Origin of the sequence: Neobacillus niacini (assembly GCF_023715415.1) — a bacterium.
Classification (GTDB): Bacteria; Bacillota; Bacilli; order Bacillales; family Cytobacillaceae; genus Neobacillus; species Neobacillus niacini_C.
Window position 1 is genome coordinate 20,768 of sequence record NZ_JAMBOB010000019.1, and the last position, 23,398, is coordinate 44,165.

A 23,398-nucleotide genomic window follows, 5' to 3' on the forward strand; every position below is an offset into this window, starting at 1 on the left:
GGAGTTAACTATTGTGAAAATACTAAAAATTGCGGTAATCGCCGGTGATGGTGTTGGGCCGGAAGTTATTAACGAGGGAATCAAAGTTTTAAATAAAGTGGCTAGCATCGATTCTACTTTCCATTTTGACTTCACCTATTTTCCATGGGGCTGTGAGTTTTATTCGAAGCATGGAAAAATGATGGATGAGGATGGAATTGAGCAACTCAAAGAGTTTGATGCGATCTACTTGGGGGCAGTCGGTTTTCCAGGTGTCCCTGACCATATATCCTTGTGGGATTTATTGCTGAAAATCCGAAAAAGCTTTGATCAATATGTGAATATACGTCCCGTGACATTATTAAAAGGGGCAAAAACCGCCTTAAGTGATGTGAAACGGGAAGATATCAATATGCTGTTTATCCGTGAAAACAGTGAAGGGGAATATTCCGGTGCTGGAGATTGGCTGTTTAAAGGACAAGATCACGAAGTGGTTTTACAAAACAGTGTATTTTCCAGAAAGGGAACCGAGCGGATTATCCGTTATGCATTTGAAACGGCCAAAAAAGAAGGAAGGTCCCTGACAAGTATATCGAAGGGGAACGCATTGAATTATTCGATGGTTTTTTGGGATCAGGTTTTTGAAGAGGTGAGTGCTGACTATCCTGAAGTGGAAACTGCATCGTACCTTGTCGACGCAGCGGCCATGCTGATGATTAAGGATCCGAAGCGATTTGAAGTGGTTGTCACATCTAACTTGTTTGGTGATATTTTGACCGACTTAGGTGCAGCCATTGCTGGGGGAATTGGGCTGGCTGCAGGGGCAAATATTAATCCGGAAAGAGACTATCCATCCATGTTCGAGCCTATTCATGGTTCTGCGCCTGACATTGCGGGACGAGGGATTGCGAATCCGTTAGCAACGATTTGGTCAGCAAGTCAGATGCTCGACTTTTTCGACTATGAAGCATATGGAAAATTGGTGCTGGAAGCCATTGAACAGCTTTTGGTGGAAGACCAGGTCTTAACACCAGATATGGGTGGAACGGCTTCTACTGGCGAAGTAGCTGACAAGATTATTGAAATCATTGAATCTACCGTTTCTTCAAATAAGTTAATAGTGTAAGAATGTATGATATCATATGAAGGAGCTTGTTTCATGTGATATCATGTCAATTTAAATTTTCAAAATATTCGTTCGATATTGGTAAAACGTGATTATCTACGTTTTTTTTACCATAATTAGAAATCGCTTACATTTTCGAATCAATCTAGTCTAAAGGAGTGTTTATATGAATGGTAAGAAAACCGTATTCCATTTCTCATTGGCTATAAGCTTAGCCTTAATAAGTGTTGGTATATTTGCACCAAAACAGCTGGAGAACTTTTCTAATTCCTCGTTGAGTTTTATCTATAATAATTTAGGCTGGTTTATTCTAGGCAGTGTTTTTATCTTCTTCGCTTTTTGTATGTATATTGGTATGTCGAAGTTTGGACATATTCGGTTAGGTGATGATGCCGATCGCCCTGAATTTAAAACAAGTACGTGGATTGCCATGCTTTTCAGTGCTTCTATCGGTATTAGTCTTGTGTTCTGGGGAGTTGCCGAACCTGTATCTTACTATATTGATCCTCCGTTCGGAAAGGCATCCTCCGAACAATCAGCAAAGCTCGCTATGCAGTTTGTCTATCTGCACTGGGGTGTTTCTGCTTGGGCATGTTATGGAGTTGTAGGAGTTTCTCTAGCATTCTTCCAATTTCGAAAAAAACTTCCTTCTTCCTTAAGTTCCACCCTTCACCCGTTAGTAGGAGACAAAATTAAAGGCTCCTTCGGCAAGTTTATTGATATCATTGTAACCCTTTCTATTGTAATTGGAATTGCTACGTCCCTGGGGTTTGGAACATTGCAAGTGAATAGTGGAATGAATTACCTTTGGGGTATTCCAGTAGGGTTTCTCTCTCAAGTTATCATTATTGCTGTCGTAACGGTACTCTATCTGGGATCAACGGTTTCAGGGCTGCAAAGCGGCATGAAACATTTATCCAATCTGAATATGCTGTTAGCGTTTCTTTTATTAGCTTTTGTGCTGGTACTTGGACCAACACAATCAATCTTAAAAATCTTTTTCCAAGGCATTGGCGATTATGCCCAAAACTTTATCGGAATGTCATTCAGAACCGAGCCCTATAATGATGGATCATGGATCGGAAGCTGGACACTCTTCTATTTTGGCTGGTGGATTGCATGGGCGCCGCTTGTCGGAAGTTTTGTGGCGAGGATTTCGAAAGGACGAACCATTAGAGAATTTATGATGGGAGCTATCTTTATCCCAGTTCTTGGTTCCTTTTTATGGTTTGCTGTTATGGGCGGCTCAGCGATTGATCTTATCCAAAATCAGGGCCAAACTGTTATCGCAGAGGCTGTATCCTCAGACGTAACTTCTGCGCTATTTAAATTTTTTGAGCACTTCCCAATGAGTACATTTTTAAGTATTTTAGCAATGGTACTCGTGCTTATTTTCTTTATTACATCCGCGGATTCAGCTATTTTTGTACTAGGAATGATTAGTGAAAACGGTAATCCAAATCCTACCCATACTACTAAAATTATTTGGGGTGTCGTAATCGCAGCAGTCTCCGCTGTATTAATTATGACAGGGGGTTTGTCGGGTCTGCAATCAGCCCTCGTGGCAACGTCGATACCACTGGCAGTGTTAATGCTAGTTATGTGTTATTCCACCTATAAGGGACTGACGAACGAATTAAAAATCATGTCAGCGAAAAATGAACAACCGATCACAGTAAAGAATAAAATTATCTCAAAAAAAGCGTAGAGATACACCGTACGTCCTTAGAGAAAATCGAAGGGCGTATTGGTATTAGTGCCCCTTGTATGTTTGTATTACAGGCAGTGAGGCACTACTAAAGGATAGCCTCCTTTAGTAGTGCCTCACTGAAGGTTGTTCCCGTCATTTTACATATTTTATCAGGGGTACTGTCTTTTTTTCATGCCCTAATTCCCGACAAACCTCGTACTCATTCTCCGAAGAAAACCCATGATAATACTACTGTTCGTGTTATTTAACTATCGATTGTAAGTTGCCGGACATCGAAAGAAGTATCGATTGCTTTTTCCATATTAATTACGGATTGTATAACCTTCAATCATTTTCCACTCTCATCAAGCGTTCAGCCAATCATAGTAAATGCCTTCACCTGATCCTGCCACATAGTGTAGCGGCTTACTTTCACGAACTTTAAATAATTTTTTATAAAGGATGTCTTTTATTTTGTTGGTTACAATTCCGTAAAAGAAGGCAATTGGTTTTAATACGGATTTAGTCGATTTCAGTTTACGAATCAGCTGCTTAAAGGACTGAATCGCCATACTGAGCATGTCATCTGTATTTTGATCATAGTCAAATCGAAAAGCAGCGATTTGTACCATATGCCAGTATTCTTCAATCGTCTTCGCATCAGAAAAGAAATATTTTACGGTTTGAACAAAAGCTTGAGGAACTTTCTCACTAACAAAAGTGTAATCGAGTTCAATTGGCGCTTCGTTACGTTTAGTATTCTTTTGGTTAGTAGTTTTTAAAAGATTATTAGTTTCTTTAGGCTGGTCCAATTTTTTCGCCTTGGGTGGTTCACATTGTGGGAAACGATTAAAGCTATATAAGTTACTAGACTGTGAACCATTTTTTCGTTCGGTTTCATAGATAGTGAGGATTCCCAAATCCTTCGCTTTGATGATCATCCGTTTAAACGTTGAGCGGGAGATACCGTTACCTTGATACTCTTCATTAATTGCTTTAAGTAACGTTCCAATCTTTGCATTAGAAACTCCAGGAACTTTTGCAGAAAAACGAACCAGCCGTTTCAACCCGACCAATTCCCCCTTCGAAAACTCCTGCTTCTTCACCGCTAACCACATCTCCACATGTGTATTAAACTCTTTCACACTATTAAACTGAGAATACCCTTCAAACCCTTCAATTCTGCCTGATTTTAAATTCATATAAATGCACCGCCCTTTTCTACCCTCTATATATGGAATTAGGGGGCAATAGGACAGGGTCGTTTGCAGAAAGTTGTTACAGAATTGTGTACTTCGTAGAATAAAAAAAGATTCGGCAAAATGCCGAATCAATTTTTGTTGGATAATGGTTGTCCAACCTCAGCCAGCCTATTGCAAACAGTGCCACTGGCACTGTTCGCAGTAGGTTTATAAAAGTATGCAACTATAAATTAAATAGGTGAGAGGCACTGATTTTTTAAATTTGAAATATCCATACGATGATGGGCCCTAGAAATGAGCCAATGATCGCACATAATGTCATCGTAACGGAACTCATCGAAAAGGTCAGTTCACCGTATTCGGCAGCTTTTACAGTTCCTATAGCATGTGAGGCACTGCCAAAAGCGATTCCTCTGCCAATCGGACTAGAAACTCGAGTAAACTTAAAAATCGCAGGAGCTGCTATTGCACCAAAGATTCCAGCAATCATGACACCTACGACTGCCAGTGAGGCATTTCCTCCCAATCCTCTCGTCACTTCTATGGCAACTGGGGTTGTAAGGGACTTAGGGATGATCGAAAGAATCAATGACTGATTCAGTCCGAATAACTTAGATAGGAGCCCAACGCTTACCATACCGGAAATAGCACCAACCAAAACCCCTCCCAAAATAGGGAATAAATGATTGATTAAAAAATGACGCTGCTTATACAAAGGATAAGCAAGTGCTACAACGGATGGTCCTAATAGAGAACTAATCCATTGTCCGCCAATCATATAGTCTTCATAAGGAATATGAAACAGTACAAGGATGATGACAATAAGGGTCGTAGCCGTTAAAACAGGAATTAAAAATGAGTAAGAAAATCGTTTGTAAATTCTAGTCATCATAGAATAGGCGAAGACCGTTAAAAGAATCATCCAGAATGCGAATAGGGCTTTTTCCATTCCTTCTCATCCTTTCTCTTTTCCGCCTTTTTTTCAAAAAGTTGACCTGCTATGCCTGCTGCTCCAATAGTAAAGATCGTACTTAATAGAATCGCAGAAATGAATAAAGCACCGTGAAAAGAAAGCAGGGAAGAATAATTCATGATCCCAACGGTTGCTGGAATAAAAAATAACACTAATATGCTTAACAGAAAACCTGCTCCATTCTCGATAAACGTTACAGGGATTATTTTCAAACATAAACATAGGAAAAGCAGGATAAGTCCTATAATACTTCCTGGAATGACCAAGTCAAAAAGATTATGAATAATGGTACCGACAAGATAAAAAAGAGACAAAATACCAGTTTGCAAAAGGATGATTAAAATTTTCATTTCTCAATTGCTCCTAATTATAGGAAGATCTATCTTCCTTCTCATAGATAAAAAATGCCTGTCACGACCGTCTTTTGCCAAATAAATGACAATCTTCAGGGAATGATAAGCGCTGATTTTTTTCAAAAATATTAGACTTTAGTAATTGTATCATAAATAGAGGTAAAAGAAATGGGATAATATGGCGGAACTATGGATGATCAGAAAACGGCAGAACCACTCCCATCAATAAGCATATAGGGAGTTTGTTGAATAAGGAACTATCAGTAAAGCTAATTGCGAGAGGAACAGCTTAAGCGGATTCTTCTCTATTTCTGGTTGTGATATTTTGAACCAATTTAAGTTTCATAGTCAGTTGAAGATAATGGGGTTCTTCAGGGTCTTCAAATGGTGAATCTGGTATAAAACAATTCGAGTACCTACCAAAAAACCGAAAAATAGTAGAAGTTTAAAACATAATTATTCTTAATTCGAGACTTTTTAATTGAAACTATTTTAATTAAGTATTAATATAAAAGTGTTCACAAAAAGTTCATAAATTTTTTTAATATAATACTACAACATTGGAGGAGTTACCATGACAAATTTACAAGATAAAGTAGCAATTGTAACTGGAGGCGCTTCCGGTATTGGACTTGCTTCTGTGAAAGCGTTTTTAGATAAAGGGGCAAAAGTTGTCATCGCTGATTACAACGAGGATGCAGGACTTTCAGTAGAAAAAGAATTAAAAGAAACCTATGACAATGTATTATTTTTGAAGGTAAACGTTGCTGATGAAAAAGATGTTGAAAATCTAGTAGCTAAAACTGTTGATCATTTCGGTAAATTAGATATCATCTATAACAATGCTGGTATTGGAATACAAAAACCAACTCATGAAATGACAGCTGAAGAATATAAAAGAGTCATTGCGATTAACCAAGACGGAGTATTTTATGGCTCAAAATATGCGATTCGCGAAATGTTAAAGACTGGTGGAGGTTCTATTATTAACACTTCTTCCATTCTAGGAACGGTTGGGGAACCAAATTCAATTCCATACGCTGCAAGTAAAGGTGCTGTTAACCTAATGACTAAATCATTAGCGTTAGAATATGCGGATCGTAACATTCGTGTAAATGCGGTTGCACCTGGATTTATCGAATCTGGTCTAGTGAACAAAGAGGCTTTGGGAGATTTTTATGATGGTTTAGTCGCGAAGCACCCAATTGGCCGATTAGGAAATCCGGATGAAATTGCACATGCAGTTGTTTTCTTAGCTGAAAATGACTTTGTAACAGGTACGACTATTCATGTTGATGGTGGATATACGGCTAAATAACATAATAACTCTATTATAGAAATCTACTAATATATAGTTAAAAGGAGAATGTCACAATGGGGAAATTTGAAGATAAAGTAGTAATCGTAACAGGTGCAGCAGGCGGTATCGGGAAAGAAGTCGTACGAAAATTAGCGAATGCACAAGCGAAAGTTGTATTAGTTGATTTAAACGAAGAAGCAATCAAATCCGTTCAAACTGAGCTTGGTCTAACAGAAGAAAATAGCTTAGTGGTAAAAGCAGATGTTTCGAATGAAGAAAGTGTTAAAAATTATGTAACTACAACAATTTCTAAATTTGGTCGCATTGATGGCTTTGTTAATAATGCAGGCGTTGAGGGTCCAGCTAAATCAATTGAAGAAATTACAGAAAAAGATTTTGATTTTGTTTATGGAATTAACGTAAAAGGCGTACTTTTCGGTCTTAAATACGTATTACCGATCATGAAAGAACAAAAATCTGGTTCCATTGTCAATACTTCATCAGTAGCTGGTTTAATTGGTTCACCAAGCATGGTATTATACAACTCATCTAAACACGCTGTAATGGGTATTAATAAAGTTGCGGCTTTAGAAGCTGCAGCATTTAACGTTCGTGTGAACACAGTAAACCCAGGTGTAATTAATACACAAATGATGCGTAAAATTGAAGCAAACGTTGCGCCAGGTGCAGCAGAAGCTGCAAAAGCAGCTTATAACGATGCAGTACCAATGAAACGCTACGGTGAACCTGAAGAAGTAGCTAACGTAATTGCGTTTTTACTTTCTGACGAAGCATCATATGTAAGCTCATCTTCATTCACTGTTGATGGTGCATTATACAACGTGTAATTAAACGAATAACTAAGCGAACAGTGCCTGTGGCACTGTTCGTATTTTTTATGGGCAAATTGTTTCTAACTTACTTTTTAAACTATAATTAAAATTATTCAACGATCTAGAAAAGTGAGTGAATGAGAATGGGAATTTTAAAAAATGATTGGGCACCTTTATTGGAGACGGAATTTGAGAAAACGTATTACCAACAATTAAGGGAAAAACTACTGGAGGAATATCAAACAAAGGTCATTTATCCGGACCAACTTGATATCTTTAACGCCCTTCACTACACTTCCTATAAAGATACAAAAGTAGTCATCATTGGCCAAGATCCCTATCATGGCCCTGGACAAGCTCATGGTTTAAGTTTCTCTGTTAAACCTGGAGTGAAAATCCCTCCATCTTTACGCAATATATATAAAGAGCTACAGGATGATGTGGGGTGCACGATTCCTAATCATGGTTACCTTGTGGACTGGGCCAAACAGGGTGTATTGATGTTAAATGCGGTACTGACTGTGCAAGCAGGAAATGCAAACTCGCATAAAGGTCTCGGATGGGAGTTGTTTACCAATAGAGTCATAGAAATATTGAATCAAAGGGAGATACCAGTCATATTCATCCTGTGGGGTAATTTCGCACAGCAGAAACAACAATTGATTACCTCATCACACCACTACATTATTAAATCTCCCCACCCGAGCCCATTTTCTGCCCATAATGGCTTCTTTGGCAGTAAGCCATTTTCACAAGCAAATATATTTTTGAGGGAAATCGGGAGTAAAGAGATTGGTTGGCAAATAAATAATATATAAGAATAAACTATTGCAGCAACATTTAATAATAAGTAGCTATTGACTGCTGGCAGCATTGAAAAACACAAACAGTCACGATTTTGGATGAAAATCGTGACTGTTTCAACATAATAATTCCACCGTATTGAGAGGAAACTCCGATTAGGTATAAAAATTTAGTATTATTCCATTTGTTCTATACTTTTTTGCACGATTGCCACCAAATCATCTTCAGCACCAAGACTAAAGTTTAAAAAAACACCTTGTCCCCCACCAGCACCAATTGCTGAAATAAAAATACTACTGTCATAACCTACTACAGTAAGGCTCAAACTTGCTCTGTTTCCATTTCTCATAAAATATTTATCATAAACTCGAACTGCAATTTTAGTATCTCCAATAGTATGGTTGCTTTCATCAACTAATTTCATACTTATTCCACTATTACCAATATCGTTTTGTAAATGATTGACCACTTCCTCAAATTTACCAATAATTTCTCCTTCATACTTTGCCATTATTAACGCCTCCTCCACAATAATAATTATTTCGTTAAATTCATCTTTTACTATTTGATTTGAATCTTTAGGATATGGTTCAAATTATTTCCTTCTCTTCATTCCTTTTCTTTCCATTATACTTCCAATCTGTTCGGTAAGGATAGCAAGATTAGGGAAAAAATACCCACTTCAATTTACTTATATTATAATAATAGTAAAATATAGGTATTTTTCTAAAAAGGATGTGTAAAGTTTGGATGAGGCGTTATTACATGGGGACCTAGTAAACATTGAAGCAATGAGAATAGAGCTTGAAGGGGAAAATTTAAGTAGAATCGAAATTAGAAGAAAACTTGATGATCAACTTCGAGCTTTTTCGAAGAAAAAAGCATTTACCTGCCCTTGCTGTGATGAACCAGTAAATATGAATCTAACAATTGAGGAAGGAAGACCCTTTTACTTTAAGCACCTAGACGGGAAAAAATGTACCTACTCAGAAAACAGCAATACATATGAAAATCATGTTTCTACTCATCAAGATAAGAAAAAGAAAGATATTGGATTGACGGTATTTAGAGAGATACTAGAAGGTCAGCTAAAGCCCTTTGGTGCCGAGATAGAACGCGGCTATTTTTATAAAAAGAAGCTTTCCTTTATTCCTGATTTTACTGTGAGCTTTCCTTTTTCAAAAGAAATTTGGGCGATTGATTATTATACTTCAATCTCAGAAGGCAGCTATGCTCAAAATCTTGCAAAACGGATGAATGCATATAAAGCAGAAGGATTTAGAGTGTTTGCTTTTATTGATGACATTTGGCTAGCGATAAATGCAGAAACAAATAAAGGGACGCTGCTGATTGCTGAATTGCAGGCAGCCAATAAGAGTAAGGAAGACCAGCACTGGGATCAGTATTTAACTCAAAAGATTCCTAGACCAGCATTACAATTTTTAGAGACAAGGATTGACGTCACGATTGACACCAAGAGTATCGCATACGTAAATATTGAAAGTCGAACATGCAAAATTATCCGTTTTTTAGAGGCAGAGAAAAATAATCGTAACCTTACTTTTTACAAACTTTCTGAACCTACCATTCCTTTGGAACGAGCACTAACCTTGAATAATCAGTTGCAAAATTTCCTTCTCTACCATGAAAATGAAGAGGACCTGCGACTAGAGTTTATGGAATCATTAATGGACAAGATGAAACAGGCTGAAGATGAGGTAAAAGCTCAACAAGAGGCATTGGGAAAATGGCAGCGAGAAAATGAAGAAAAGCAGGTAGCTTCAGAAAAATGGAGTACGGAAGCAAAAGACCGTTATAAGCCTGAAAATGAAAGAGTGCGAATATCCGATGAACAAATAGAGCGTGAAATGCTGGAAATAGCAAAAGCTGCAAACGAGCGACCTGTAAGTATGTCCCCAGAAGAATGGGATTGGTTCAAAAAAACTGGAAGGACGAATGCAAAAAAAACCAATGGATTTATTCAGGCTCAGCCAGTAGCACTGTACGAGACAACAGAAGAGAAGATATTAAAAGAGCATCGAGAAAAATTTAAGGAAAAATTACTTTCACACCCAATAAGAGGGGATCATTTTATTGATGGGCAATCCGCGATATGGCGGAAGTTTATTTTAAAATGGATAAAGGAACACCAGCAAGAGGAAGATTTAGAAGTTTCAATGAAAAAGCTATTAAGTGATATGAAAGATTTTGGGATAACCTTTAATCAAAAAGATTCAAATGTACAGTATCTCTTAAAAGGGTTCTTAACTTTTTTCCAGATGGGAATGAAAAAAGATTTAAAAAAGAAAATCAACATAACCTACATGGATTAAGCTTGATATAGATAACAATGGTACTTCGTTGCCAGTACTGGTATTTGAAATGATTAAATTACAAAAATCCAATTATTTTATCTAAATAAAGATAACAAATGGGTAAATATCAATAACCTCTATGAAGTTCAAACTGTTGAAGATGACATTCCTTAAATTGGGAAATTAACTTTAAGGAATAAAAATGTAATGGAAGGTGAAATAATGAAAATTGAAAATCACTCATTTGAGGTATTTGATAGAGATAATTTTGTTTACAGAGTAGAAGCAGAAGGTTCTGGAAAGGTAAAAGAGGATTACGTTTCTGCTTGGAATGAGTGGAAAAAGATTGTTGAAACATCAGTGATAGATTCTGGAAGTAAAAACTTAACAGTAGAAAATACTGAACACTGGCAAAATAGTGGGAATTTACGAAGACGATTTTGGTCAAGAATCAAAAATATTCAACTATTAGATAAGCCATCATGCATTGCTGCAATGATTAGCAAAGACAATTTACGGGTATATCTTGAATGGCATGGATATAAGAACGAAAAATTAGTTCAAGAAAGAAAGATACATAATGGATGGGTTTCCTCTGTGGAAGAATGGATAAAAGAGAAGCAGATTAACATTACTGAGTATAAAATATGGACTAATAAAGATGCAGATGAGGATTATCAAAATTATTGGACGCTAGAGGATTTTTTACGGAATAAAAAATTAACAGAAAGTCTATTGCAATTCCTTAAAAGTGATAACAAAAACTGGGTTAGGATTGGAAAGGTACTATTAAAATCCACGGTCCTAAAGGATGATAATATTACTAGCGAAATGGGAAGAACCATTAATGAATTGGAATGGCTATATAACCAAGTAACAAACTCATTAAATGACAAATTTGATTCTTATATTTCTGATTCAGAAGGTGAATTAAACCAAGAAGAATCTACAGATAAAGTTAATGAACCGCCTACTAATTTTTTGATGAATAAAGATTTGGTAAATCATATTCATACCTACATAAAATCCAAGGGTTTTCTTTATACAATAGAAGAAGTAACAAATCTCTTTTTATCAATAAAGACAAAGCCATTTGTTATTTTATCTGGTATTTCTGGTACAGGAAAGACAAAGATTGTCCAGTTGTTTGCAGAAAGTGTTGGGGCCACCGAAGAGAATGGGCAACTTACCTTGATTCCAGTGCGACCTGATTGGAATGATAGTTCTGATTTACTTGGTTATGTCGATATTGAAGGTGGATTTAGAAAGGGTCCACTTACCAGGGTAATAGAAAACGCGGAAAAAAATCCTGACCTTCCCTTTTTCGCTATACTGGATGAGATGAACCTGGCCAGAGTGGAGCATTATTTTAGTGATATTTTAAGCGTAATGGAAAGCCGTAAATGGCAGGATCGTAAAATTGTAACTTCTAATTTACTAACAGAGGAAGTTGCAGGGAGAAGCATTAAACTTCCGACTAATCTTTATATTATAGGTACAGTCAATATGGATGAAACTACACACCCTTTTAGTAAGAAAGTGCTGGACCGTGCAAATACAATAGAGTTTAATCGTGTGGAGTTGTCCAATTTAACCTTTCTAGATGATAATATTGAGGTCGAAGCCATTAGTGTTCCAGATAGTAAATTTCGTTCAAGATATCTTCATTTAAAAGATCTATATAGTGCAAATAAAGACCTTGTTATAAAGGTTACTGACGAATTGGAAAACATAAATAAGCCGCTGCAGCTTATAAATGCTCATGTAGGATATCGTGTTCGTGATGAGATTTGTTTTTATCTTGACTATAACGAAGATGGAGACCTTTTGAAATTTGAAGAAGCCTTTGATAATTGTATTCTACAAAAAATCCTGCCTCGTATTTCTGGTAGTGACCAGCGTGTTGAACAGTTACTGTCAGAACTCTATAACATATTTACTGGAAGAGTCTATATAGAAGGTAAAGATAGTTATCAAAACGAAATTGAGATGGCTAAATATCCTAATAGTGCTGAAAAGGTATTGGAGATGCTTAGGAGGCTAAGGGACGATGGATTCACTTCCTTCTGGATTTCGTGATGATATAGAATTGGTCAAGATAGAAGTAACCGATTTCTCTTTAGTGATAAAAGGGAAGCCATTCCACAACCTTTATGAAGGACTAAGACAGTATCGGAAACTTAATCGGCATGACGTTATGAAGTTTTCAGCTATTGGGAATTCGTTGGAGTCGGTACAAGTTTATAACATTGATCTTGATCAACTAACTTTCGAACAGCAGGTTCGGCCAATCTTTTTTGAAAACGGAATATACCAAGTGATTATTGTTTCAAAAAAGAAGCAAGAATTGGAATTTTATCATGAACATCCGAAATTACGTCAAGCAATTTCAAATAGCGATTTAGGAGGAATCCCGGTATTAATGGGGAATCTTCAGTTTCAAAATGAAGTCGGTTATTCAACCTTTGAGATTCGAGATAAGGGGAAGACACTATTAGAAGTAACTCTTGAGATTTTTCCGTCCAAGTTAGATTATCGAAACGATTATGAAAGACTACTAAGGGAAGTAAATGATGAAATTTATAATCTGGCCTTCCACTTCATAAGAAAAACATATTTGGGAGCAAACATTAAATTGGATGGTAATCCGAGCCAAGCGGAATTTTACCGTTTAATGACAAAACATTTTCAACAGTTTATACAAGCAATTAATCGTATTGAACAACAGCCACATCATACACTGGATACTAGGTATGTAAGGGCGCGAGGAGATCAGCTTGGTAAAATAGATAATTATATCCGTAAATACCTCCAAAGAAGAACTCAGTTTGTTGACGTAAAGCACGGAATAAATATTCATGGTAGAACAATCATGCCACGTGATGGTGTAAAGGCAAAGAAGGAGTTAGTTTACGATACTATAGAGAATCGTTATGTAAAATGGATGATTCAGAGACTCGGAGATAAAGTAGCAGATTTAATCCTTACACTTGAAAATCCAAATAAACGATGGAAGATAGTGCCTGACAAAGAATTAATCGACCGTTTAGTAAAAATGAAAGATGCCCTGCAATCAAGAGTAAAAAGTCATTTCTGGAAGAATATTGGTAGGCTTGACCGTTCGGTAATGAGCCTTGTCCTTCAAATGGCACCCGGGTATCGCGATGCGTATCAGACTTTCCTAATTGTATCTAAAGGGTTAATGCTTCAAGGTAATTTGTACAAAATGTCAGTCAAGGATGTTGCCACCTTGTATGAATATTGGACATATTTAAAGCTCGGGCAAATATTGAGTCGTAAATATAAAATGTTAAGTCAGGATATCATTCAGGTAAATCGCGATGGCCTGTTTGTCAATCTAGATACGAATCAAAAGGCAGAAAGGAAATTTGAACATCCGATTACTAAGGAACGCATAACGCTAACTTATCAGAAATATGAGGGACGCCTACCTACTATTTCTCAAAAGCCCGATACAATGCTGACTATTTCTAAAAAGGGTAAAGATTATCAGTTTAATTATGTGTTTGATGCAAAGTACAGGGTTGATTATGCTCAAGAGGATAGTTATTACAAATCACGTTACCATTCGCCAGGACCGCTTGAAGAGGATATTAATACTATGCACAGATACCGAGATTCTTTAGTGGTTATGCAAAATGGTCCATATGAGCGAACTGCATTTGGTGCTTACGTTTTGTTTCCTTGGTGGGATGAAGAAGGGTATCGTGAGCATCCACTTTATAAAAGTATTAATCAGGTTAACATTGGAGGATTGCCTTTTTTACCACAAGCAACCGATTTAGTGGAGCAATTTGTTGAACGATTAATTGAAAAAAGTCCTGAGGAAATTCAACAGGAGGGTATTCTACCAAGAGGTACAAAAGAGGAGTGGGAGTCCAGTCTCGTTGAGAAGGTATTAGTAGGAACTGTATCAAATCAAGATGACTACATTGGTTTTATTCAGAATGGTTATTTTCAAATACAGGAAGACAAATTGAAACAAGGATGGCAAGAAGCCAAATATGTGGCGCTATATACAACAGCTGAAGTTCCTAAACAAAATGGTATTGCTGAGTACGGTAAGATTGACAGAATTTCAATTAATGATGGAAACGTCTTATTTCACATTGAAAGTTGGCAACCTACAAAACAGCTAATTAAACCTGTAAAGTACGGAATAGCTAGTTATATGATAACAACTTTAACTCAGTTAGAGGAAGCGACCGAACTTCCAGAGCTTTATATGAAAAACAAACAAGAAACCACTCTTTGGAAAATGTTACGAAGGGTCTCTGATAGGATAGTAATTCAGCTCGATAATCATTTTCTCGATGAGGCATCGAAGGTCGAAACCTTTTCGTATAAGGATATTGACATTCATTTTAATATAGAAAAACAAACACTTTCTATTAAACAAGGTGAAAAATTTCGGATTGTTAATTCAAAATTACTAATTCAACAGCCTTCTTTGGTTTTTAAAGAGGTGTTGTCCTTAATTGATTAGAAATAAATTAGAGTTCATTATTTCGGGTTATTTTATTTTAATATCCTCCCTAGTACATATGAAAATTGTTATATGAGCGGTCATTTATTTTTAGTTTGTTATGTCAGTCTTTAAAATAAATTCAATAAAAGGTGATTAAAATGTTTAGATGTTCCTGGTGTATGAAAAAGTTTAAGAATGGAAAACCAATTTATGGTCTGAATGTAAAATTTGTTGAAGGGAAGAAGATTATTGATCCTGAAGGAAGAATTATACATATACATCTTGAGTCTAGGAATACGAGTGTTCCAATGATTGTTCCTGGTGAAGGTTCTGAAGCAGATAAACAAGGAGTTGATGGTATTTTTCCAATATGTAGTGAGAAATGTGGAGATAAAATGAGAGACGCATTACATAAGGAAATCGGCACTATTCAAACAGTTAATAAAATGACTAATTTGTAATTCGCCTAAGTGTAACAACGATATTGCTAAACTCAACTAGAATATCATTTCTACCGGATAAAACGGGTGGATGTCTTGGAAATATGATTCAGGAAAACCAATCAAACGTTTAATTAAATCGGGTGGTAAACTAATCAAACGTTTGATTAAGGGGTGTGAAGCCTTGGTACGCCTGCGCTTAGAATCTAATCAAACGTTTGATTAACAAATTTAGCTGTCAAATGACGGAAGGGACTATCATGAAAGAATTACAAACTTTTACTAAACAGTATCAAAAAGAAATGGGATGGGAAATTTCTGAGGAAACCTATGCAGAGAGCAGAGATTCTCTTTTAAATAATTACATGCTGCTAACGACGGAGGTTGCCGAAGTAGCGGAGGAGCTGCGGAAAGCCTTTAATCTAACGGCTACTAATGTTAAAAATGGAATGGACGAAGAGCAGGCATTTGAGTTAGCTAAGAATGAGATTAAAGAAAATATAGGCAAGGAGTTATCAGATTGTCTCGCTTATATGCTGAAATTTTATAATTTCTTTGGAATCGATGGAGAAGCAAGCTTTTATGCCAAAATGGAAGAAGTTAAAAATCGGAAGAATAAGGATCTAGCAAAACCAACGAAATAAAATCAATTATAATACCAAGATTTACTTTTGAAAATGATTCAAGAGTAACTCTTGGTTATTTTTTTACAAAATTTATTTAGACCCTGTTTGGAACGAAATTTGAATCCTACCTTAATCGAAAATGAGAAATTTTCAAAAGAGGGATTTAATCTTGAGAAGTATACAAGTAGATATTTTAAATTAGATTATGGAAGGTGAGAAAACGATAGAAAGGATATTCCACACCTAAACAGAATATGTATTTAACTAGAAAATAAGGGTCCTAGATATAGTTAAGTAGTTGATAACAGAAATCGAAGGGAAGAATGAATATGATTGTTGATTGCCATTTTCATGTGGATGAAACGATGTTGACTCTAGAAAAAATGATAGAGGGTATGGATGAAAATAATGTAACGAAAACAGTGCTCATAGCACCCATGAACGAAACAATGTTTGAAGTGGAAAGCACGTATCAACATCATTTACAAAGGTTTTTCCGTTTTCTAATCCTTCATTCACCACAAATTGGGCTTAAAATTTATGATGGTCTAGTGAAGGATGGCCATTTCAACCTTTATGGTCATTCATACAAAATCTTTTCTAAGCCGAGGAATGATCTTGTTGCTGCTGCAATTGATCGATTTCCAGACAGGCTTCTAGGGTGGGCAGCCGTAAACCCAATGATTCCTGAATCCATAGAAGAAGTAGAATCATATCTTAATAAACCTGGTTTTATTGGAGTGAAGGCTCATCCGTTCATGCATGCATATAGTATTAAGGCACTTGATTCAGTTGCCGCTATGTGTGAATCAAAAGGCGTACCACTGATTATCCATCTCTCTTCAGAACCAGACTCTTATAAATATTTACCTGAGAACTTCCCTAAGCTTAAATTGATTTATGCACATGCCGGCCTTCCTTTTTGGAAAAAATTATGGAAATACATTAACGATCAACCCAATGTATTTGTCGATACCTCTAGCGATTATCTAAATGCATCTCTTGTAAAAAAAGCAGTGGAAGCTTTAGGATATCGAAAAGTCCTTTTTGGCTGTGACGGACCATATGGAATGAAAAAATTTAATGAATATGATTATTCTTCAAAGAGGGGTTGGATTGATTCACTTGACATTCCTGATGACCATAAGGAATATATCCTTGGAAAAACCTTTTTAGAATTGATTGATTAACCAAAACTCTATCCCAACTTTTCAATAATGGGGACGGCTCCCATAACCACCCATGGTTATATTTTCTAAAGCCTAAAATTTTTTAACCGCTTTTTTAGGGATAAAATAAATAGTTAGCCAATATAAAATGATCTAACAAGGATGCTAAATTATAGAAAATGTTGAACTTTGCTCATTTATCACTTATCATTTGGTTATATAAAAGCATAAATCGATTGTATAACCTCATTGATAAGGTATGGGGGTCTCTACCAGGAACCGTAAAATCCTGATTACGAAAAAAATGTATTTTCTACATTTTTCTTCGTAATCAGGATTTTTTTTTGAAAAATCAACTTATATTAATGTTTAAAAGCGATTTAGGAGGAAAAAAATGAAAACAATTTATGTTAACGCTACTTTTTTTACTATGGATAAGGAAAATCGAATCATAAAAAACGGAATGATGGTTGTAGAAGATGAACTTATTTCCTATATAGGCGAACGTTCTGAAGAGCTACTGAGAGATGCAGACCACGTAGTGGATCTTGCAGGTAAATGGGTTATGCCTGGTCTTGTGAATACCCATTCTCATATTTTAATGACTCTTTTACGTGGTATTGCAGACGATATGCTGCTAAAGCCTTGGCTTGAAACTAAAATATGGCCAATTGAAAAGAAATTTACAACAGAGATTGCCTCAGTGAGTGCACAGCTTGGTATTTTGGAGATGTTAAAGTCGGGAACAACTACATTCTCAGATATGTTTAATCCTAACGGTATTGACCCGGGCGCTGTAATGGAAACAATTAGTGGAACAGGAATTCGTGGAGCCTTTTCGTATTCGATTTTTAGCTTCGGCACAGAGAAAGAGCAGCAAATGAATCTTATGAATGCCGAGCAGTTTTCTAAAAACTATAAAATGTTTGCTGATGGGCGTCTAACAACTATGGTTGCACCTCATAGCCCTTATGCTTGTACCCCGGAAACACTTATAGAAACTGCTCGAATTGCAAAGGAAAATGAGTTAATGATACACATCCATGTATCAGAAACTGATTTTGAAATCTTAGACATCGAAACTCGTTATGGAAATCGACCTATCGAGCATCTTCGCAAATTAGGTATTTTTGATCAACTAACAGTAATGGCACATGGTGTAATACTTAACGATGAAGAGAGAGCCATTTTAAAGCAACATGATGTACGAGTTGCTCACAATCCAATTAGTAATTTGAAGCTAGGTTCAGGTATTGCGGATGTTGTTAGTCTTTTACAAGCTGGGGTTAAAGTAGGTATTGCAACAGATAGCACAGCTTCTAATAACAATCTTGATATGTTTGAAGAAGTTAGAACTGCTGCATTACTACAAAAAGGGATATATAAAGATGCTACTAAATTCACTGCACAAACTGCGTTAACATTGGCTACTCGGGGTGGGGCTGAAGTCATTGGCATGGAACATACGGGCTCTCTTGAAGCAAATAAGAAGGCAGATTTTATAACAATTTATCCTTACGATAAGGAGCATTTACAACCAATTAGTACAGCATATTCACATTTACTTTATGCAGCACGCGGAAGCGATGTATGTGACGTCTATATTGATGGGAATGCAATTGTAAAGAACGGCAGATGTTTAACGATCGATGAAGAAAGAGTGATCGCAGAAGCAAATCGCCTCCAGAATTCACTAACTAGTAACTAAATATTTACTTACTCTTTTATCATTTTTCTGTAAGTGACAGTGGACCCTCGTGACCATATAACACATAAATTCTTAGAGGTTCTTCGACTTGAAGAACCTTTCCATTTCTTAGGATCTCTTACTACTGGATATAAACATTGAGGCATCTTGATTCATAAAAATAAGATCACCGTGATGGAATGTTTTCGTTGCAATTGATTTAAATCCGACTTCCAATAATCTTTCTTTCAGTTCTTCATGCGAAAAACCGTTATGAACTTTCGGGTGATGTATTTTATCGTTTTTGTCAAAATCAATAATGATTAGCTTGCCGCGATTATTTAAAATGTTGAACATTTCTTGTAAAATTTTTTTTGTATCCGGAATATGAAGAAGGACTAGTGACATTAAAACGATGTCTGCCTTAACTTCTGGAGTTTCTTGAGTAAAATCTGAATAAAGTACTTTTGAGTTGGTAATTCCTTTGTGAGAAATTTTGGCTTCCGAAACCTCCAACATTTGTTTTGATGAATCTATCAACAAAATAGATTCGACTAGATCTGATAATTCCAAACTAACTAGACCAGTACCACTCCCATAGTCGATTAAAGATTTTGATTTACTATTTTGTAATTCTGGTCTTACTTGCTTAACTATAATATTCGCTAATTCAATTCTTTCCTCTGTATCATATCTTTTTGCCATCTGTTCAAAAACGTTATTTTCCATATTTCACTCCCCCAATTTCTTTAGGTGTTAGCTAAACTGATAAAGCACCTACAGCGTCTTCGGCATTCTAACTACTGAGAAGGGGTAACCTGTCTAAAAAACCACCAGAACCCTCCCTAGGGTCTCAACCTCAAAAGAGTTGATCCAAAGGGGACCAACTCTTTAACAATACTTTAAACGGTTAGTTTCAACAACTGACCATTTTGTTCTACTGTTTCGCTAGTAGTGGCATCAACGTCTAAATATTGATTACTGTTTGTAATCACCACCAATGTTGTGGTTTCAAATCCCTCTGCTTTTATTTGGTCCATTTCAAATTCAATGAGCAGGTCGCCTTGTTTAACATGATCACCTTGTTTTACATGTGGTGTAAAGTATTTTCCTTTTAGTTGTACAGTATCAAGGCCAATATAGATTAAAACCTCAGCTCCATTTTCAGACTTTATGCCAACTGCATGTCCTGTAGGAAATTGTGTGGTAATCATACCATCAACAGGAGAATAAATTTTACCTGCTTCCGGCTCAATGGCAATCCCTTTACCTACGGTCTCGGTCGCAAATAATGGGTCGTGGATAGAGGTTATTGGGACCACCTTCCCAGGCAATGGACTAGTAATGGTTTCCGGCCGTACACCAAAGATATTTTGCGTAAAATTGTCATTCACTTTTACATTTTTACCTTCATAACCAAGGAGGTACGTTAAAAGAAAACCGATGGCAAATGCGACGCCAATCCCAATTAGATATTCCCAAATTGGTGTAAACGCAGGAATGGCAAGCACACTTGGAAGGACAAAATCATTCATAACAACGCCAAGACTTCCGTTAATTGCTCCGCCAATACCAGCAGCGATGATCACATAGACCATTGTTTTTCGATAACGAAGGATGATTCCATAGTTAATTGCCTCGGTGGTTCCAGCCAAAGCACCAGGCAGGATTCCGCTTGCAGCAAGAGCCTTTAAATCTTTATCACGTGTTTTCAGAAAAACCGCTATCCCTATTCCCACTTGTGCAAATGGAGCTGCCGCTGCCATAGCTATAATCGGATCTGGACCAGTGGCAAGATTCACGATGGCAAGTGGAATAATCGTCCAGTGTAAACCCATTATCGTTAGGAATGTCCATGAAGCACCTAAGACAGCACCTGCTAATAGTCCGCTTCGGTCGCTCAAGAAAGTAATAACCGAACCTAATCCTTCTCCAAGAAGTGTCCCAATTGGGCCAAACACCAGCATGGTTAAAGGGACGAGGATGGCTATTGAAATTAATGGGTTGATAAACATCTGAATATCTTTATAAATCACTTTTTTCAACAATCGGTCGAGTCCTGCATAAACGAACATGGCGATAAAGATAGGAAATACGGTAGAAGAATAATCAGCTAATAAGACAGGAATACCTAAAAAGTCGATGGACTTCACATCTTCGTCTACAAGGTGCATAATTTCAGGCATCAGTATGGCAGCACCAATTACCCCGCCGACATAACCATTGGCACCCAGTTTAAGGGCAATGGAAATACCGAGAAATAAGGGCAAAAAGTGAAAAACAGCATCTCCAGCTGCTGATAAAATTACATAGGCACCGCTTTCATCAGACATCCAGCCTAATGTGTTTAAAACGGATAACATGGCTTTTAAGAGTCCAGCACCAGCAAGAACGCCGATAATAGGGGCAAAACTTCCTGAAATTACACCTAATACTTTAGATAATTTATTTTCTTTTTTCTCATTTGGTAAATCTGCTGTATTTGTTTGGTCTTGTTTTTGAGTACTCATCGTTGTTATCCACACTCCCATATCTATATCTTTTGCTTTAATTTCCTCTATTACTATCGCTTATTAATATTTTTACCGCTTTCATTTTCTCTAGTTAAAATTTCTTGAATTGAAAGGGCTAACGTAATACTAGTATAATGATTTCAATCGTAATCCATTAGGACTTATTTGATAATATCCGGATAAAAAACAAATTTATATTTGATTGGAGGGAGTAACCTGGAACCATCAAAAATCATCTCAAGTGCAATGAAAATTCAACTTATAACCAATTTAAATACGTATGTATTTAATCAAAAGCGTAAGCTCATTTACCATCATGAAATGATTTCTATCCCAGCATTTATGCCCGGTTCTGGGGAGAGAGATGTTTTATCTTTGTATGACCAAATGAAACATACAGGACAACTTTTTTCCTATATGAATGAATGGGACTTACACTATTTTGGCTATTCCTTCAGTAAAAGTGAGGAAACCTGGACGATTATTATCGGTCCGTATTTTAATAAGACACCGAATCTATACAGTTTATCGAGGGAATATCAGCTCACGAGTACACAAAGTGAAGATTTAAAGGTTATATGCGATAAAATTTATGTACTAACTGCAGAACAAGCCCTCAGTTATGGAAGTGTTCTACAGCAGTTTACAAATATGATGGAGCAAGAAATATCCCCGATTGTCATTGTTTCTGATAAAAGCATCCGCCCTGTTCATAGGAAGGAAGACCCTTTCAATGTGGATGAAGAGGGAGAACTTGTTAAATTGAGGTATAAGACTGAAAAGGATTTTATGCATGCGGTTGAACGTGGGGATAAAAAGGAAGCTTTAAAACTCATTAATTCTAAAAATATGCTGTTTTCTTTTTCCGAACGTTTTCCAAATCAGCCGTTACGCAGACTTAAAAATGTTGCCATTATCTTAAATACGCTACTGCGGACATCAGCAAGAAATAGTGATGTCCCTGCCATCATGATTCATCGGATCTCGGAAAAATTCGCCTATGAAATTGAAAATGCCAATCAGGTGGAAGCCCTGCATCAATTAGAAGACACCATGATTGAGGAATATTGCGATGTAGTTGTATCCAACTCGTTAAGTAAATACAGTATCATGACCCGAAGAGTGATTGAATATATTCTAAGTTTTTATAATAAGCCAATCAATAAAGAAGAATTGGCAGCAAAACTGTCCACACATCCCAGCCATCTATCTCGAAAATTTAAAGAAGAAACAAACATGACCTTAACCGCTTATCAACAGATTTTAAGAATGAAACAAGCGAAACAGCTATTAAAAACAGAGAATCTATCCATTGAGGAAATTGCTTATATGATTGGCTACGATGATCCTTCCTACTTTTCTAGAGTCTTTAAAAAAGAAACAGGCAGAACTCCCTCACAGTATCGAGATGGGGAGGCTGGGAGCTGATTTTTTAAGATAAAATCGCTCTTTTAAAAAGCTCCCTAAATTTCTCCTTATCTTCTGCGGTAAATGGCTTTGGCCCCTTTGTACGTTTTCCGCTTTTTCGAGCCATTGCACTCAAATAACGTGATTGTAATAATTGATCAATGTTTTCATTGGTATAGCGATACCCAGTATGGTGAAGAACCGTACACCCTTTTGCTAAACCCAGCGAAGCGAGACCATAATCCTGCGTAACAATGATATCTCCTTTTGCTGCTAACTTCATAATCCGATAATCTGCAGCATCTGCTCCGGAATCGACATAAATGGTTTCTACGCCAGATGGTTGTTCCGCAGTAGAAAAATGAGAGAAGCTCGTAACAAGGACAACAGGAATGGCAGCATTCCTGCTTTCAGCGATAATAATATCTTTTACCGGACAAGCATCTGCATCAACATAAATTTTCAACTTTATCACTCCTGAAAGGTATTACC

20 protein-coding genes and 1 riboswitch are annotated in these 23,398 nt (G+C 36.6%); of the genes, 13 read left to right on the top strand and 7 right to left on the bottom strand.

Annotated features, from left to right (window positions below):
* Positions 1 to 13: 13 nt before the first annotated feature.
* Positions 14 to 1,105 (top strand): tartrate dehydrogenase, encoded by a 1,092-nt coding sequence (locus tag M3189_RS25335; protein WP_353057493.1) that lies wholly within the window; start codon positions 14 to 16, stop codon positions 1,103 to 1,105.
* Between the two features lie 166 nt (positions 1,106 to 1,271).
* On the top strand, positions 1,272 to 2,813 hold the full coding sequence (locus tag M3189_RS25340; protein WP_251639401.1) for a BCCT family transporter: 1,542 nt from the start codon (positions 1,272 to 1,274) through the stop codon (positions 2,811 to 2,813).
* A 347-nt stretch (positions 2,814 to 3,160) separates the two neighbouring features.
* Here the strand turns inward: M3189_RS25340 and M3189_RS25345 are convergent, their stop codons facing one another.
* From M3189_RS25345 to M3189_RS25355, 3 genes are all read right to left on the bottom strand, one after another.
* Positions 3,161 to 3,997 (bottom strand): hypothetical protein, encoded by an 837-nt coding sequence (locus M3189_RS25345; RefSeq protein ID WP_251639403.1) that lies wholly within the window; start codon positions 3,995 to 3,997, stop codon positions 3,161 to 3,163.
* A 256-nt stretch (positions 3,998 to 4,253) separates the two neighbouring features.
* A complete protein-coding gene (locus M3189_RS25350; RefSeq protein ID WP_251639404.1) occupies positions 4,254 to 4,946 on the bottom strand; it encodes an LrgB family protein in 693 nt (230 codons plus the stop codon).
* A complete protein-coding gene (locus M3189_RS25355; protein ID WP_251639406.1) occupies positions 4,916 to 5,320 on the bottom strand; it encodes a CidA/LrgA family protein in 405 nt (134 codons plus the stop codon). The genes M3189_RS25350 and M3189_RS25355 overlap by 31 nt, the downstream gene beginning before the upstream one ends.
* A gap of 577 nt (positions 5,321 to 5,897) precedes the next feature.
* Between M3189_RS25355 and M3189_RS25360 the strand changes: the two genes are divergently transcribed.
* The 3 genes from M3189_RS25360 (at position 5,898) to M3189_RS25370 (ending at position 8,274) form a co-directional block, all read left to right on the top strand.
* A complete protein-coding gene (locus tag M3189_RS25360) occupies positions 5,898 to 6,641 on the top strand; it encodes an SDR family NAD(P)-dependent oxidoreductase (protein ID WP_251639408.1) in 744 nt (247 codons plus the stop codon).
* Positions 6,642 to 6,697: 56 nt separating this feature from the next.
* The gene (locus tag M3189_RS25365) at positions 6,698 to 7,471 is read left to right on the top strand and encodes an SDR family NAD(P)-dependent oxidoreductase (protein ID WP_251639410.1); all 774 of its coding nucleotides are present in this window, start codon (positions 6,698 to 6,700) and stop codon (positions 7,469 to 7,471) included.
* Between the two features lie 128 nt (positions 7,472 to 7,599).
* Entirely contained in the window at positions 7,600 to 8,274 is a 675-nt protein-coding gene (locus tag M3189_RS25370; protein WP_251639417.1) for a uracil-DNA glycosylase, read from the top strand.
* 161 nt (positions 8,275 to 8,435) lie between these two features.
* Here the strand turns inward: M3189_RS25370 and M3189_RS25375 are convergent, their stop codons facing one another.
* Positions 8,436 to 8,771: a DUF6054 family protein gene (locus M3189_RS25375; protein WP_251639419.1), complete on the bottom strand. Its 336-nt coding sequence runs from the start codon at positions 8,769 to 8,771 to the stop codon at positions 8,436 to 8,438.
* A 235-nt stretch (positions 8,772 to 9,006) separates the two neighbouring features.
* Between M3189_RS25375 and M3189_RS25380 the strand changes: the two genes are divergently transcribed.
* The 7 genes from M3189_RS25380 to M3189_RS25410 all read left to right on the top strand — a co-directional run bounded on the left by M3189_RS25380 (position 9,007) and on the right by M3189_RS25410 (position 19,007).
* The gene (locus tag M3189_RS25380; protein WP_251639421.1) at positions 9,007 to 10,593 is read left to right on the top strand and encodes a hypothetical protein; all 1,587 of its coding nucleotides are present in this window, start codon (positions 9,007 to 9,009) and stop codon (positions 10,591 to 10,593) included.
* Between the two features lie 204 nt (positions 10,594 to 10,797).
* The gene (locus tag M3189_RS25385) at positions 10,798 to 12,654 is read left to right on the top strand and encodes an HI_0552 family protein (RefSeq protein ID WP_251639423.1); all 1,857 of its coding nucleotides are present in this window, start codon (positions 10,798 to 10,800) and stop codon (positions 12,652 to 12,654) included.
* Positions 12,626 to 15,082: a restriction endonuclease-like protein gene (locus M3189_RS25390; protein ID WP_251639425.1), complete on the top strand. Its 2,457-nt coding sequence runs from the start codon at positions 12,626 to 12,628 to the stop codon at positions 15,080 to 15,082. Before M3189_RS25385 ends, M3189_RS25390 begins: the two co-directional genes overlap by 29 nt.
* Positions 15,083 to 15,243: 161 nt before the next feature.
* On the top strand, positions 15,244 to 15,525 hold the full coding sequence (locus tag M3189_RS25395; protein ID WP_251639427.1) for a hypothetical protein: 282 nt from the start codon (positions 15,244 to 15,246) through the stop codon (positions 15,523 to 15,525).
* Positions 15,526 to 15,764: 239 nt separating this feature from the next.
* Positions 15,765 to 16,148 carry a MazG nucleotide pyrophosphohydrolase domain-containing protein gene (locus M3189_RS25400; RefSeq protein ID WP_251639430.1) on the top strand — a complete coding sequence of 128 codons (384 nt, stop codon included), beginning with the start codon at positions 15,765 to 15,767 and terminating at the stop codon, positions 16,146 to 16,148.
* A gap of 311 nt (positions 16,149 to 16,459) precedes the next feature.
* A complete protein-coding gene (locus tag M3189_RS25405) occupies positions 16,460 to 17,320 on the top strand; it encodes an amidohydrolase family protein (protein WP_251639432.1) in 861 nt (286 codons plus the stop codon).
* Positions 17,321 to 17,515: 195 nt separating this feature from the next.
* A riboswitch (purine riboswitch) is annotated at positions 17,516 to 17,615 on the top strand.
* A gap of 78 nt (positions 17,616 to 17,693) precedes the next feature.
* Positions 17,694 to 19,007: an amidohydrolase family protein gene (locus M3189_RS25410; protein WP_251639434.1), complete on the top strand. Its 1,314-nt coding sequence runs from the start codon at positions 17,694 to 17,696 to the stop codon at positions 19,005 to 19,007.
* Positions 19,008 to 19,115: 108 nt separating this feature from the next.
* Here M3189_RS25410 and M3189_RS25415 read toward each other — a convergent pair whose 3' ends face one another.
* Positions 19,116 to 19,715, bottom strand: a complete 600-nt coding sequence (locus tag M3189_RS25415) for a class I SAM-dependent methyltransferase (protein WP_251639436.1) — start codon at positions 19,713 to 19,715, stop codon at positions 19,116 to 19,118.
* Between the two features lie 173 nt (positions 19,716 to 19,888).
* The gene (locus tag M3189_RS25420) at positions 19,889 to 21,496 is read right to left on the bottom strand and encodes a glucose PTS transporter subunit IIA (RefSeq protein ID WP_251639437.1); all 1,608 of its coding nucleotides are present in this window, start codon (positions 21,494 to 21,496) and stop codon (positions 19,889 to 19,891) included.
* A 249-nt stretch (positions 21,497 to 21,745) separates the two neighbouring features.
* Between M3189_RS25420 and M3189_RS25425 the strand changes: the two genes are divergently transcribed.
* Positions 21,746 to 22,927 (top strand): AraC family transcriptional regulator, encoded by a 1,182-nt coding sequence (locus tag M3189_RS25425; RefSeq protein ID WP_251639439.1) that lies wholly within the window; start codon positions 21,746 to 21,748, stop codon positions 22,925 to 22,927.
* 4 nt (positions 22,928 to 22,931) lie between these two features.
* Here the strand turns inward: M3189_RS25425 and M3189_RS25430 are convergent, their stop codons facing one another.
* The gene (locus tag M3189_RS25430; protein ID WP_251639441.1) at positions 22,932 to 23,372 is read right to left on the bottom strand and encodes a YaiI/YqxD family protein; all 441 of its coding nucleotides are present in this window, start codon (positions 23,370 to 23,372) and stop codon (positions 22,932 to 22,934) included.
* Between the last annotated feature and the right edge of the window lie 26 nt (positions 23,373 to 23,398).

Bases quoted from the DNA above. Each gene is read 5' to 3' on its own strand.
- M3189_RS25375 (WP_251639419.1), bottom strand. From the start codon at position 8,771: ATGGCAAAGTATGAAGGAGAAATTATTGGTAAATTTGAGGAAGTGGTC.
- M3189_RS25360 (WP_251639408.1), top strand. From the start codon at position 5,898: ATGACAAATTTACAAGATAAAGTAGCAATTGTAACTGGAGGCGCTTCC.
- M3189_RS25410 (WP_251639434.1), top strand. From the start codon at position 17,694: ATGAAAACAATTTATGTTAACGCTACTTTTTTTACTATGGATAAGGAA.
- M3189_RS25420 (WP_251639437.1), bottom strand. From the start codon at position 21,496: ATGAGTACTCAAAAACAAGACCAAACAAATACAGCAGATTTACCAAAT.
- M3189_RS25350 (WP_251639404.1), bottom strand. From the start codon at position 4,946: ATGGAAAAAGCCCTATTCGCATTCTGGATGATTCTTTTAACGGTCTTC.
- M3189_RS25370 (WP_251639417.1), top strand. From the start codon at position 7,600: ATGGGAATTTTAAAAAATGATTGGGCACCTTTATTGGAGACGGAATTT.
- M3189_RS25345 (WP_251639403.1), bottom strand. From the start codon at position 3,997: ATGAATTTAAAATCAGGCAGAATTGAAGGGTTTGAAGGGTATTCTCAG.
- M3189_RS25405 (WP_251639432.1), top strand. From the start codon at position 16,460: ATGATTGTTGATTGCCATTTTCATGTGGATGAAACGATGTTGACTCTA.
- M3189_RS25390 (WP_251639425.1), top strand. From the start codon at position 12,626: ATGGATTCACTTCCTTCTGGATTTCGTGATGATATAGAATTGGTCAAG.
- M3189_RS25365 (WP_251639410.1), top strand. From the start codon at position 6,698: ATGGGGAAATTTGAAGATAAAGTAGTAATCGTAACAGGTGCAGCAGGC.
- M3189_RS25395 (WP_251639427.1), top strand. From the start codon at position 15,244: ATGAAAAAGTTTAAGAATGGAAAACCAATTTATGGTCTGAATGTAAAA.
- M3189_RS25355 (WP_251639406.1), bottom strand. From the start codon at position 5,320: ATGAAAATTTTAATCATCCTTTTGCAAACTGGTATTTTGTCTCTTTTT.
- M3189_RS25425 (WP_251639439.1), top strand. From the start codon at position 21,746: ATGAAAATTCAACTTATAACCAATTTAAATACGTATGTATTTAATCAA.
- M3189_RS25385 (WP_251639423.1), top strand. From the start codon at position 10,798: ATGAAAATTGAAAATCACTCATTTGAGGTATTTGATAGAGATAATTTT.
- M3189_RS25400 (WP_251639430.1), top strand. From the start codon at position 15,765: ATGAAAGAATTACAAACTTTTACTAAACAGTATCAAAAAGAAATGGGA.
- M3189_RS25415 (WP_251639436.1), bottom strand. From the start codon at position 19,715: ATGGAAAATAACGTTTTTGAACAGATGGCAAAAAGATATGATACAGAG.
- M3189_RS25340 (WP_251639401.1), top strand. From the start codon at position 1,272: ATGAATGGTAAGAAAACCGTATTCCATTTCTCATTGGCTATAAGCTTA.